We start from the raw sequence: 12,081 nt of genomic DNA, 5'->3' as shown, positions 1-12,081 counted from the left end.
CGTTAGTATTTACATTCACTGCCATGTTGTTTCTCCAATTGATTTTCCGGTGTAGCGGTTTCCGACGTCTCGGAAAACCAAGTAGTTCTCTCAAAGTTAATCTTTTAACGACACGAGTGAAAAAACCTTTAGAAAAAAACTCGAAAAAACAAAAGAAAACGCCCGCTTGATTAGGATTTAAGCAGTTAACGAAAGATTAAAAAGAAAAGACTAAAGTTTAGCGAAATACCGCCGAAACACTGGAATTTTGCTTAATTTGCTAGACGTGAGTTGTGGATCTTAAGAAAAGAAAAAGCCCCTTTTCCTTTGAGAGAACTGGGGCTGGGTGGTGACTAGTAGCGTGCGGAGATCAGAGAGAAATAAACACACCCTAGCTAACCTACATACTTTGATGCCGTATTGAGGCAGGTTGAGAGAGAGAGCCCCAACACATCACAAAGTATGTTTGCCAAGCAACAGGAAATTTATTGCCACGTCTGGCTTATGTTCCTGTCACTTAGAACTCGGACACTATCTCTATTGTAGTAGAGACATCGCTGAGTTAGGCAACTGTTTTGCTTGCGCCAAAATTGACGTACCAGCTTGTTGTAGAATCTGGTTCTTGGTCATTTCGGTTGTCTCTTTAGCAAAATCGGTATCTTTGATTCGGCTGTTCGAGGCATCAACATTCTCTTGAACGTTCGCCAAGTTGTTAATGCTGTGGCTTAAGCGGTTCTGCTTCGCCCCTAAATCTGCACGTTGTGAATCCACATACTTAAGTGCAGAATCGATAATCGAGATAGCGTTTTGCGATCCGGCGACTGAAGTCATGTCAATATCTTGCACTGTAGACTGAGCAGCAGATGCAGTTTGTAAGTCTAAGTCTGTGGCTAACGAACCACCAATTGTCACTGACTGGTTTAGGTCAATGTCAGGTTCTGCGACAAACACTTGAAGCTCACCGTTATCACCTACAGAAGCGCTAATCTTGTCAGACTGACCATTGATATACGTTGCTAACTGCTCAATATCGTCGCCTTGCTTTGCTGTGATGTTGATAGCGACTGCTTCGCCAGATTTGGTCGTAAAGCTAATGTCCAACTGGTTATTCGTGTTATCCACACGCCAATCGGCACCTTTACCGTTGTTTGCGGTATATGTGGTCCCGCCCATACGGAAATCATCCGCACGAATGCTGGTTAGGCCCATAATTAAAGCCTCACCCGAGTTAGCACCGATTTGGAATGACGCTTCACCGAAGCTGCCATTAAGCAAACGACGGCCACCAAATGAGGTGGTCTCAGCAATACGGTTTAGCTCCGCTTGAAGTGCATTAGATTCTTCATTAATTGCAACACGCTCAGCAGGAGAGTTAGTACCATTTGCCGATTGAATCGCCAGGTCACGCATGCGCTGCAAGATGCTAGTAGATTCATTCATGGCACCTTCCGCAGTCTGTGCAATCGAAATACCATCGTTAGCATTACGCATTGCCACATCAAGACCACGTGATTGCGCTGTTAATCGGTTCGAGATCTGCAAACCTGCAGCATCGTCTCGTGCGCTATTGATCTTGTGACCTGACGACAAACGCTCCATTGAAGTATTTAGCGCATCGCTGGATTTGTTCAGGTAGCGTTGGGCTGTCATAGCCGAAACGTTTGTATTTACTGTTACTGCCATTGTGCTCTCCTAATTGAGTTCGCAAGCTTCAAGTAGGCTCACTTAATAACAAACATTGTTGATTCAATATTGTTACTACGCCCACCTAATACCCCGTATCAGGTGGAGTATCTAAAGTGCTTATTTATCGAGTTAGCCCTTAATCGGGTACTTTGTATTCATGTTTAGCATTTTCTATGCCAACTAATACATTCAATTATAAATCAATACATTAAAGCTCTTTCATTGAACCAATGCATACCATGACCTCGTTAGCGCGTTCAAAGTGGCTTAAGATTGCCACCTAACGTTCTCACCTCTGCACACATGGCAATGCTCATGCGGCAACCGAGATGCCAAACTTTCGCTATAGATAATTAAATAACGTCAGGTCCTTGGTTTTTCCGAAAGCAAGCTGTGAAGCCTGCAGTGCTCGTGAGTTCTCTTCAAAGTCGATGACTGCTTTTGAGTAATCGAGATCCTCAAAATTACTTTTAGAACGAGCGAGCGAAATTTTAAAATCTTCATGTTGCGACTGCTGGATATCAAGACTGTTTAGCCTTACTCCAACGTCGGTACGTGAACTGGTTAAGTGCAAAAATGCTGCGTGAAACTGCTCAGTGACCTGATGAAGCTGAGCACTGGCCGAAGCATCGGCTACATCGTTATCCATCCAATACACCGCATCATTAAACGTATCAAAGACGCTAAATGTTTTTTGAGGTTCGATTTCAATCGCGTCCCCCGGTGTAATTTGCCCTTTGGTCTGAATGTTGAGCCCTTGGAATTGAATGCCTTGGCTTGGGTCGAAATTTCCCGCAGCAACAACAGTATTGTTCTGTTCAAGCTGATAGCCGAATTGCTGATTACCCATATCCACGAACGTTACTTTGTAAGTACTGTTGTCGTTGGCATTACTGTTAGTGGCTTTTTCAAGTAGCAATTCTGAGCCTTTTTGCAGCTGATAATTGGCTTTGTAATCCCCAAGTGGGTTATCAATCTCCATAAACAGTTTGCTACCTGGATCGCTCGTAGCCACTTCCAGACTTGCTGCAATGCGCATTTTGCGTTGATAGTCATCACCAGCGTAAGAAATACGCCCTTCCCCATCGACGAAAAATGGTTGAGTCTTAGGTTTTGTGCCAGCAAAGCTATAGTTACCCGATTCATCACGTGTATTAGCAAGTGCGAGAAAGTTCTTTGCCAACTCCTCTATTTCACGAGCTTTGGCTTCACGATCTTCGGGAGAAAGCGCACCGTTGATCGCTTGCATCGTTAATCGCTTTGCATTATCGGCAAACTGCTCTGTCTCACCGAGCATGACTTCTTGATGCTCAAGGCGATTTCTCGACAACGTGATGGCGCTGTCGTACTGATCCAACTGCTGCGTCTGCTGTTTAAGTTTTTGCAAATAATGCGTCGCTAGTGGTGAGTCCGCTGGCTTTTGCAGCTGTTTACCAGAGGCGAGCTGTGCATGGTTTTCATGAATTTTGTTTTCTTGGCGGCGCATATCATTTTGCACCGTTTGGTAATTATGAAAACTAGAAATTCGATTCATCATAATCTAGCTCCTTACCTTAGCTGCAAGATAGTATCGAAGGTTTCATTCGCCGCCTGCATCACTCGAGAAGACGCCATGTACGCTTGCTGAAACTTCATCATGTTGGCCGCTTCTTCATCAAGGTTAACGCCCGAAATAGACGCTACTCGGCTTTGCGCGTTTTCATGCTCAAGCTCAGCGACTTCCTGTAAACGAGTCGCCGTCGAGGCTTTCAAACCCACATCGGTATTTAAGTTGTGATAGATATCAATGACCGTTGAGTCGCCATCATTCATCGATTTATCAGTCTGAATATGCAGCATTTTTCTCAAGTTACCGTTATCACCCTCTGCCGGATTGAGGTTAGCGGTGAACTTGTCATTTGCCATCGCTCCGTCACTGAGCTCGAACGTGGTGCCAAGCACCGTCACCGGACCAGTCGGAGGATAAGGCGTTGGACTTAATAATACGTTGCCGCTTTTGTCAGTGACGGCAAATTCCGTCCCCGTTGGCGACACTACCACTTCAAATTCTTTCAAACTGCCCACTGACGAGACTTTAAATTTGGCATCACCCTGCGCAAACGTGGTTGAGGCTTCAAAGCTCTGTGCCGCTATGGCTTTTGGGTCGTTAGTCGTCATTTTCATGTTGGCTGCACCGTCTCTCGTCGGACGCAGCAAAAGCTTTTCGCCAATGGCAGGCGGATTACCAATTTCGACTCGAATGCCATCTAGTTGCATGCTCGGGCCTGAGAAAGACTGAGTCACACCATCTGAGTTGGTCACATGGTAATTAGCACCGTCAAACTTCAATGAATACTCGCCACCCTTGAGTTGTGAGGTATCATCAATAAACACTGCCACGTCGGCACTTGAGTTGACTGGTGCAACGACCCTTGCTTTCGCAAACGCGAGAGTATTGACATCCGCGAACAGGTTTTGTCCGACTTGACCATTCAAATCAAGCCCTTGCCCTTGCAATTCATTTACTTTTTCAGAAAAAGCGATAGAGAGACGACCGAGTTCATCCAAAACGTATGGAATCTCTTTGTCGCGAGTTTCAAACATACTTTCTAAGCGTCCGCCAATATCATCGCTGGTAATTGGCTTAATGCCTTTGCCTTCAACAATCGCAAGGCGGTGTTGGTGAGTATCTGGGAATCCATCAATCATCTTCAACTGACTGGCTTCTGTACCCGATACCAAAGTATGACCATTACCGATATGAACGTTGAAGCCCTCAGCATTCCTGCGAGGCGTCACCGTCACTTTGGTGTATTCGGACAACTCTTTGATTAACGATTCATGCTTATCCATCAAGTCGTTATGTGGACCAGGCGAGCGCATCATTAAGCGGTGAATATCACGAATTTCGATACCGATTTGGTTCACTCGCTCAACACTCACTTCGAGTTTCTTGTTGACGTTATCCCGCTGTTCACGAACCGTATCGTGGAAATCATTCATCGATTGACGAATCAAGTTGGCTTTATCAAGTACGACTTTACGCGCACCAATATCATTGGGGGTGTCGGCCAATGTTTTTACAGCATCAAACCAGTCGTTAAGACTTTCAGGCACCTTTTTAGACGACATAGACGACAACATCCCCGACATCATATCGAGGTTAGTCAGGTTTTCGTTGCGATAATTCACCTGAGTCGTTGCCATGTTGAGTTCTTTGACGGCAAACTGATCCCACGAGCGGCGAACATTTTCCACATGCACTCCCATACCGTAGGTTTGACCACCAAACTGTCGCGGGGTATTGGTCCCCTGTATAACAGATTGTCGGCTGTAACCTTCTGTATTTGCATTAGAAATGTTATGACCAGTCGTGTTTAACTGTCTCTGAGCTGTCAGTACGCTTTGCGCACCTAAGTTCAGAAGATCTGACGCCATATCGCCTCCAAAAAACCAAAATTAGCCTAACTAAATCCACAAGTTACGCCACTCTGCCGTTTAATTTGCAATATATATGCCAGAGTATCTTTGCCGCTGAGCTTGGCACTAAAAAGATAAGAATGAACGGAAAAAGATGAAGGTAGTGAGAAAAATCCCGGCGATTTGCCGGGACCAATAAGTATAAGGAAAACTATCGATAGCCGTTAAAGCGACATATCATCGATTTGCGCCTTAACGCGCAACACTTTGTCTGCATAGTTTGGATCTGTCGCATATCCAGCTTGATGAACATCACGAATGAAACGTTCAGAACCTTGGTTACCATTCAATGCCGACTGATAACGTGGATTGTCATTAAGAAACTTCACATAATCGTTGAAGCTGTCTTCATACGAGTCGTAAGAACGGAATGCTGCGCGTTCTTGCACAGGTACATTCTGATGGTATTCCAGTGTCTGCGTTGCGACCTTATCGCCATGCCAACCTCTGTCAGCCTTAATATTAAATAGGTTGTTACTGCTGCCCTTACTGTTGTTGACGACTTTTTGCCCCCAACCAGTCTCTAAAGCCGCTTGCGCTAATAGTAACGATGAATCCACCCCTAACGACTGAGCTGCTCTGTCCGCGTATGGTTTCAAAGACTCGACAAAATTTTGTGGTGTCTTGAAATCAACAGGCTGAGCAACAGGGGCTCCGTCAAGGCCCAGTGATTTCGCAGTTTTACGAGCCTTTGCTTCATCGTAAGGGAGATTAAGTGACGTATCGAACGCTTCATTACGCATACGGATTTCACTGCCTGCTGCAGCGTGCGCTTCTGGTGAACGTGCTGCACCAAGCTGAGCGACGATCATATCTGCTAATCCCAGAGAACCATTGGCACTCAACTCACTCGACATCTGCTCATCAAGCATTTGACGGTAAAATTGACCGTTTTGGCTATTGGTCAGATCCGATTCAAAATGAGTATTCGCATCGCGCATCGACTTTAACATCATAGAAGTAAAGATAGATTCGAACTGACGAGCTGCAGCGCGTAATGCCGCATCATCATCGCCTTCTTTGCCACTCACGGCTTTCTGACGAAGCTTATCTAGGCTACTGATATCATGGATAAAACCGATGTCATTGGAGTTCTTAATCATGATACTTACCTAGATAACGATCAACTGACCTTCAATGGCACCAGCTTGCTTAAGCGCCTGTAGAATCGCCATAAGATCTGATGGTGCTGCGCCCACTTCGTTGACGGCACGAACAAGATCATCAAGGGTCAAACCCGGTTGGAAATTGAACATCTTGCCCGAGCCTTCTGTTACCTGAATATCTGAGTTAGGCACCACCACTGTATCGCCACCCCCAAACGCATTGGGCTGGCTTACTTTCAAGTTTTCTTTGATAGCAACCGTCATACCACCGTGAGTCACTGCCGCTGGTTTAAGCTTGACGTGTTTGCCAACCACTATTGTCCCTGTACGCGAGTTAACAATGATTTTTGCACCGCTGTCTGCGGTATCGAATTCAACGTTTTCAACCGCTGATAGGAAAGCTACACGTTGGCTGAGGTCGCGAGGCGCACGAACTCGAACAGAGGTAGAATCTAATGGGCTCGCCATTTGCGGACCCAGAAAGTCATTGATGGCATTTGCCATGTTTTGCGCCGTTGTGAAATCTGATTGCAGAAGGTTAAAGGTAATGTAATCACCGCGAGAGAACGGACTTGGAATTTCGCGTTCAACCGTTGCACCGCTTGAAATCATTCCGACCACAGGGTTATTGCCCACAATCTTAGAGCCATCTAAGCCTTCGGCACTAAAGCCACTTACCACTAAATTACCTTGTGCCACAGCATAGACTTCACCATCCAAACCTTGCAAGAAGGTCTGCATCAAGGTACCTCCACGGAGACTTTTTGCCGCACCGATTGAAGAAACTGTCACGTCCACACGCTGACCAGGTTTTGAGAACGCAGGTAATTCTGCGGTAACGATAACCGCTGCCACGTTTTTGAACTTAGGCTTAAAGCCTATTGGCATTTGAATACCAAACTTCTCAAGCATCGAGCGGAAACTTTGCTCTGTAAACGGCGTTTTCTCACCTGTGCCCGGAAGACCAGTCACCAGACCATAACCCACCAATTGGTTACTACGCACCCCGGCAACTTCTGCCACATCCTTAATGCGTGCCGCTTGGACACTTGCCGCAGCAAAACATAAACCAAGAAGTAAAAACGTGAATTTTTTCATCATGTTACCCTAAAAACAAACAAACCCTCTGAGGAGAGGGTTTGCCGCTTATTATTCGTCGATTCCTATCCCTATAGAGAGACATTAAAAAATCGTGCCAAGAATCCAGGTTCCTGCATATCTTGTTGAGTTCCGGTCCCCGAATACTGAATTCTAGCGTTAGAAATACGGTTAGATGCGATGGTGTTATCAAACTCAATATCATCTGGGCGAATCGTGCCGCTTAAACGAATGTACTCATCTCCAGTATTTAAAGTTAGCCACTTTTCACCACGAATGACGAGATTACCATTGGCAAGCACTTCAATCACTTCTACGGTAATCGAACCTGATAAACTGTTGCTCTGATTGGCCGAAGCATTACCTTTGAAGTTGTTGTCGTTCTTCAACTCATAAGAGAAGTCATAGTCATTGACGGTGACGGGTCTACCACCAACGAAAAGTGGATCCATTGAAGAGTCATTGGCTTTCGAGAGATCCGCATCAGCACTTTTTGCTGCTTTCGTTGCTTCATTAAGTTCTACCGTAATGATGTCACCAATGCCACGGGGTTTAGAATCATCATACCAATCGCGCGCGTAGTGAGTATTAAACAGTGAACCCGTTGCCGCTGCGTAATGTTCTGGCTTGTTTTTTGGGTGAATCGGCGCCCATGCTGGGTCATCGGCAACAGGGTCAGTTCGACCACGTAGCGTATCAACAATCCCAGACGATTGGGTTTTATCTCCTTCAACAGCATCGACCGTCGTCGTGCTGTTCGAGACATCGTCTACCGACTCTTCCTGACCAAACTGAGCGCAACCAGAGAGCACAGCAAGTAAAGAGACACACAATAACTTTTTCATTCAATGTCGTCCTTATTCGTTAAAGCTGCTGGTTAGCAAAGCTCATCATCTTGTCGACTGACGAGATAACTTTAGAGTTCATTTCATACACGCGCTGCGCTTCAATCATGTTAACGAGCTCTTCCGTTACGTTAACGTTTGAAGTCTCTAACATCGACTGGCGAATTTGACCGAAACCATCTAGACCCGGAACCCCTTCATTTGGATCGCCACTAGCGCCAGTTGGTAAATAAAGGTTCTGACCGATAGGCTCTAGACCACCAGGGTTAATGAAGTCGACAGTGGTAATATTACCCACGACTTGGTTATCTTGCTGGCCACGTACTCGAACGGACACTTCACCGTCGGTACCCACAGTAATGGAAATCGCATCTTCAGGAATCGCAATTTCTGGTTCCAACGCATAGCCTGAACCAGACGTAACAATAGTCCCTTCATCGTTTAGCGTGAACTGACCGTTGCGGCTATAGCCAATATTGCCGTCTGGCATCAATACTTGGAAAAATCCATCACCTTCAATCATCATATCGAGACTGTTGGTCGTAGTTTGAGCATTACCCGGTGTGTGGATCTTTTGCGTTGCCACCACTTTTGAACCAGCACCTAGCATTAAGCCAGAAGGCAGTTCGGTGTTTTGCGATGATTGACCACCAGGCTGATTGATATTTTGATAAAACAAATCTTCAAACACCGCACGGCTTTTCTTGTAACCGATGGTTGATGCGTTCGCTAGGTTGTTTGAAATTGTCGAAATATTGGTTTGCTGAGCGTCTAAGCCAGTCTTACTTACCCATAGTGCCGGATGCATTCTATTCTTCCTCTCTCAATCCTATTAACCCATGCGAAGCAATGAGTCTGAAGCCTTATCCATGTCTTCTGCGGTACTCATCAGTTTGACCTGCATTTCGAATTGACGCTGCAAATCAATTAAGCTTGTCATTTCACCAACGGCATTAACATTACTGCCTTCAATAGCCCCGGTCATAAGCTGTACATTGGCTGAAGCGGTGTAGCCTAATTGAGGATCTTTATTACGAAATAAACCATTAGTGTCTTTGAATAGTGAACGGTTATCAGTATTGGTGAGCTTGATACGGTCAACGATTTCCATTTCGTCAGCAGGTGCATCTTGCGGTATAACAGAGACGGTGCCGTCACGGCCAATCTCAATCTTACGCAATGGAATAGGTACAGTAATTGGCGTACCACGTTCCCCTAACACAAGGTTACCGTTGCCATTGACCAACAAACCGTTTTGATCCACGCGTAAACTGCCGTTGCGGGTTAACCCTTCTTTGCCGTTTTTATCCAATACTGAAATCCAACCTTGGCCTTCAATAGTGACATCAAGGTCGCGACCTGTCGTCACAACACTGCCTTGCTCGAAGTTATGTCCTGGACGCTCTGTCATGCTAAACACACGACTTGGCATGCCTTCACCATACGCTTGCATTGAGCGCGCTTGGGCAAGGTCAGCTCGAAAGCCAGGCGTGCTCGCGTTCGCAAGGTTGTTTGCTCTAAGCTGCAAAGCTTGCATATTCTGCTTTGCGCCGCTCATTGAGAGGTAAAGGGCACGATCCATTGATAGCTCCAAAATTCAAAGTACGGAGCTTATAAAGCAAAGACTATGCCATTAATTTTATTCTTTATAAATCAAAGGAATAAAGGGAAATAAGGTAAGAAAGCGGAGGATCGGCAACCGATGTTCTATCGAAGAGGCAAAGCTAAACGGCAAGGTGGCAACGGTGCGGCAACAATATGACCGCTTTGTTGAAACGCAAAACAGCGTACGAATGTCCATATGCACCCGTACGCTTGATTTTTCAAGACATTAACGACGAGTGACTGACAGCCACTCATACTATGACTTAACGGATTTGTAGAATGTTTTGTTGTAGCTGGTTATGTACATCCAAAGCACGTGAGTTTGCTTGGAAATTACGCTGCGCTGAAATCAGGTCTACCAACTCTTGGGTCATATCAATGTTCGATTGTTCTAGCGTACCGTTATTGATGGTACCAAAAGAACCTTTGTTTGATTCGCCCCAAATCTTAGCACCAGAAGCAGTCGTAGAATCCCATTGGGTACCACCCTTCTTATCAAGACCTTGTTCGTTCGCTACACGTACCATAGCGACACGACCTAACGTCACATTCTCACCGTTTGAGTAAGTACCTAACACGTTACCTTGCTCATCAAAGTCGACTTTAGTTAGGAAGCCAGTCGTCGCACCATCTTCTTGGAACTTAGTCAGTTCAAACGGAGCGGCAAACTGAGTGGCACTATCAAGACTAAACGACAATGTCTGTGCAGGATCGGCACCGTTCATATCGATACCATTTGCACCAAGATCAGTAGTGACAATTGGCTGCCCATTGTTCAAGCTCGCTAGTGTACCGTCGTTGTTGAATCGCATTGTATGACCAACATGCCCTGTTGGCGTTGTTGCATCACCACCAGCGATATTCACTGGTTTTTCACCCTGGCCGTCGGTTACCGTGTAGTAACTTTGCCACGTGTTTTGCTGAGTTTGATCTTTCACATAGTACGTCGTCATTTTGTACGACTGTCCCATGGAATCATAAATCGTTGATGATGTTGAACGGTTATAAGTTTCAGGATCAGTAAAGTCGAACAGAGCCGGATCTTTTAGATCACCATTAGCAGGAAGGTTCACACCAATCTCAATATTCGCAGTCTGTTTCGGCTTACCAAACTCTGGCGGTATGTTGATTGGACGAGGCTCATAAGACACAACCTCATTGGTATCTTTATTCACCTCATAACCCAGTAGAAACTCATCGTTCGACGTCACCATGTAGCTATCTTTGTTTAGGTGGAAAGCACCGTTACGCGTTAGCTCATTTTGCTGTGGTACAAGACGATCTTTAGATACGGCGAAGAAGCCAGTACCGCTAATGCGCAAGTCCATTGGGTTGTTAGTCGATATGCTCGAACCTTCGTGGAACTGCTGAGCAATCTTGCTTGGCTGAGCACCGCCACCCGGTGTGGTTTTCGCATTAGTAAATAGTGAGTTTGAATACACATCACCAAACTCGGCACGTGACTCTTTAAAGCCGAATGTGTTGGCGTTGGCAATGTTGTTACTGGTGGTGTTGAGGTCTAACTGAGCCGCAGATAGACCACTTAAAGATACATATGACATTCCTAATCTCCTAATCTAGCCAGCGGTTACGCTTTGCCGACTTCCAGTACTTCTGCTAGCCGAACTGGATTTTCGAAGCCAGCTAGATTGAGTAGTACGTTTCCATCCCCTTTACCAAGAAGCACACTGTTCACGTTCGCATAAGTCGACACTTCGAACTCGCGGCTTTCTCCATCAAGTAAACCCGAAGCTTTCACTTTGTATTTACCTGCAGGCATTGGATTACCCTGATCATCTTTACCGTCCCATTCGACACGAGCATCACCGCCAGGTTTTGCGCCGACATCAAAGGTACGTACTAATTGACCCATTTCATTTTCTACACGAACAAACACGTTATCCATGGACTGTGGCAATTTGACCATTGCCGCCATGCCAGCGTCTGCTTCCTTCACACCAGCCGCACCGGGTACCAAGACATCACGCCCAACAAGTGAAGACGCTTGTAGTGCTTGGTTAGACGTCATTGACGAGTTCAAACTCTCGAACTGAGTGTTCATCTTGCCAATACCATCTACCGTGGCAAACGACGCCATTTGAGCAATCATCTGGTCGTTGCTGACTGGTTTAAATGGGTCCTGTTGAGCCAACTGTTTGGTGAGTAGGGACAAAAAGTCTTCTTGCTTCAGATCCTGCTTACCGGTTGTCTCTTCAGGCTTGCTTTGTTCTTGCAGTTTTTTCAGTTGGTCAATGTAGGATAAACTGCCTTGACCAACGTTGTTGATTCCAGCCATGAGCTAC

The 12,081-nt window shown here is 45.7% G+C and carries 10 protein-coding genes; all 10 read right to left on the bottom strand.

From position 1 onward, the window contains the following. Positions 1 to 516: 516 nt before the first annotated feature. The 10 genes from L2W36_RS18300 to flgD all read right to left on the bottom strand — a co-directional run bounded on the left by L2W36_RS18300 (position 517) and on the right by flgD (position 12,074). On the bottom strand, positions 517 to 1,662 hold the full coding sequence (locus tag L2W36_RS18300) for a flagellin (RefSeq protein ID WP_006069951.1): 1,146 nt from the start codon (positions 1,660 to 1,662) through the stop codon (positions 517 to 519). A gap of 346 nt (positions 1,663 to 2,008) precedes the next feature. Next, positions 2,009 to 3,202, bottom strand: coding sequence for a flagellar hook-associated protein FlgL (flgL, locus tag L2W36_RS18295; RefSeq protein WP_006069950.1), 1,194 nt, complete (start codon positions 3,200 to 3,202; stop codon positions 2,009 to 2,011). A gap of 11 nt (positions 3,203 to 3,213) precedes the next feature. Beyond that, positions 3,214 to 5,082, bottom strand: coding sequence for a flagellar hook-associated protein FlgK (flgK, locus tag L2W36_RS18290; RefSeq protein ID WP_236110929.1), 1,869 nt, complete (start codon positions 5,080 to 5,082; stop codon positions 3,214 to 3,216). 206 nt (positions 5,083 to 5,288) lie between these two features. After that, the gene (gene flgJ, locus L2W36_RS18285) at positions 5,289 to 6,227 is read right to left on the bottom strand and encodes a flagellar assembly peptidoglycan hydrolase FlgJ (protein WP_236110916.1); all 939 of its coding nucleotides are present in this window, start codon (positions 6,225 to 6,227) and stop codon (positions 5,289 to 5,291) included. Between the two features lie 9 nt (positions 6,228 to 6,236). Beyond that, positions 6,237 to 7,328: a flagellar basal body P-ring protein FlgI gene (locus L2W36_RS18280; RefSeq protein ID WP_006069947.1), complete on the bottom strand. Its 1,092-nt coding sequence runs from the start codon at positions 7,326 to 7,328 to the stop codon at positions 6,237 to 6,239. A 71-nt stretch (positions 7,329 to 7,399) separates the two neighbouring features. Next, positions 7,400 to 8,173, bottom strand: a complete 774-nt coding sequence (gene flgH, locus L2W36_RS18275; protein ID WP_006069946.1) for a flagellar basal body L-ring protein FlgH — start codon at positions 8,171 to 8,173, stop codon at positions 7,400 to 7,402. A 19-nt stretch (positions 8,174 to 8,192) separates the two neighbouring features. After that, complete coding sequence (gene flgG / locus L2W36_RS18270; protein WP_006069945.1) at positions 8,193 to 8,981, bottom strand: flagellar basal-body rod protein FlgG; 789 nt, start codon at positions 8,979 to 8,981, stop codon at positions 8,193 to 8,195. Between the two features lie 24 nt (positions 8,982 to 9,005). After that, the gene (gene flgF, locus L2W36_RS18265) at positions 9,006 to 9,755 is read right to left on the bottom strand and encodes a flagellar basal-body rod protein FlgF (protein ID WP_006069944.1); all 750 of its coding nucleotides are present in this window, start codon (positions 9,753 to 9,755) and stop codon (positions 9,006 to 9,008) included. A gap of 286 nt (positions 9,756 to 10,041) precedes the next feature. Continuing rightward, complete coding sequence (flgE, locus tag L2W36_RS18260; protein ID WP_006069943.1) at positions 10,042 to 11,340, bottom strand: flagellar hook protein FlgE; 1,299 nt, start codon at positions 11,338 to 11,340, stop codon at positions 10,042 to 10,044. 26 nt (positions 11,341 to 11,366) lie between these two features. Further along, positions 11,367 to 12,074 carry a flagellar hook assembly protein FlgD gene (gene flgD / locus L2W36_RS18255; RefSeq protein ID WP_006069942.1) on the bottom strand — a complete coding sequence of 236 codons (708 nt, stop codon included), beginning with the start codon at positions 12,072 to 12,074 and terminating at the stop codon, positions 11,367 to 11,369. Positions 12,075 to 12,081 lie beyond the last annotated feature (7 nt).

The sequence above is a fragment of the Vibrio sp. McD22-P3 genome, assembly GCF_021568915.1.
GTDB classification, from domain to species: Bacteria; Pseudomonadota; Gammaproteobacteria; order Enterobacterales; family Vibrionaceae; genus Vibrio; species Vibrio mediterranei.
The sequence above is the reverse complement of the archived record's forward strand: the minus strand, read 5'-3'. Positions and strand labels throughout refer to the sequence as shown.

Excerpts from the sequence above, each read along its gene's own strand:
- L2W36_RS18300 (WP_006069951.1), bottom strand. The coding sequence starts at position 1,662 with ATGGCAGTAACAGTAAATACAAACGTTTCGGCTATGACAGCCCAACGC.
- flgL (WP_006069950.1), bottom strand. The coding sequence starts at position 3,202 with ATGATGAATCGAATTTCTAGTTTTCATAATTACCAAACGGTGCAAAAT.
- flgK (WP_236110929.1), bottom strand. The coding sequence starts at position 5,082 with ATGGCGTCAGATCTTCTGAACTTAGGTGCGCAAAGCGTACTGACAGCT.
- flgJ (WP_236110916.1), bottom strand. The coding sequence starts at position 6,227 with ATGATTAAGAACTCCAATGACATCGGTTTTATCCATGATATCAGTAGC.
- L2W36_RS18280 (WP_006069947.1), bottom strand. The coding sequence starts at position 7,328 with ATGAAAAAATTCACGTTTTTACTTCTTGGTTTATGTTTTGCTGCGGCA.
- flgH (WP_006069946.1), bottom strand. The coding sequence starts at position 8,173 with ATGAAAAAGTTATTGTGTGTCTCTTTACTTGCTGTGCTCTCTGGTTGC.
- flgG (WP_006069945.1), bottom strand. The coding sequence starts at position 8,981 with ATGCATCCGGCACTATGGGTAAGTAAGACTGGCTTAGACGCTCAGCAA.
- flgF (WP_006069944.1), bottom strand. The coding sequence starts at position 9,755 with ATGGATCGTGCCCTTTACCTCTCAATGAGCGGCGCAAAGCAGAATATG.
- flgE (WP_006069943.1), bottom strand. The coding sequence starts at position 11,340 with ATGTCATATGTATCTTTAAGTGGTCTATCTGCGGCTCAGTTAGACCTC.
- flgD (WP_006069942.1), bottom strand. The coding sequence starts at position 12,074 with ATGGCTGGAATCAACAACGTTGGTCAAGGCAGTTTATCCTACATTGAC.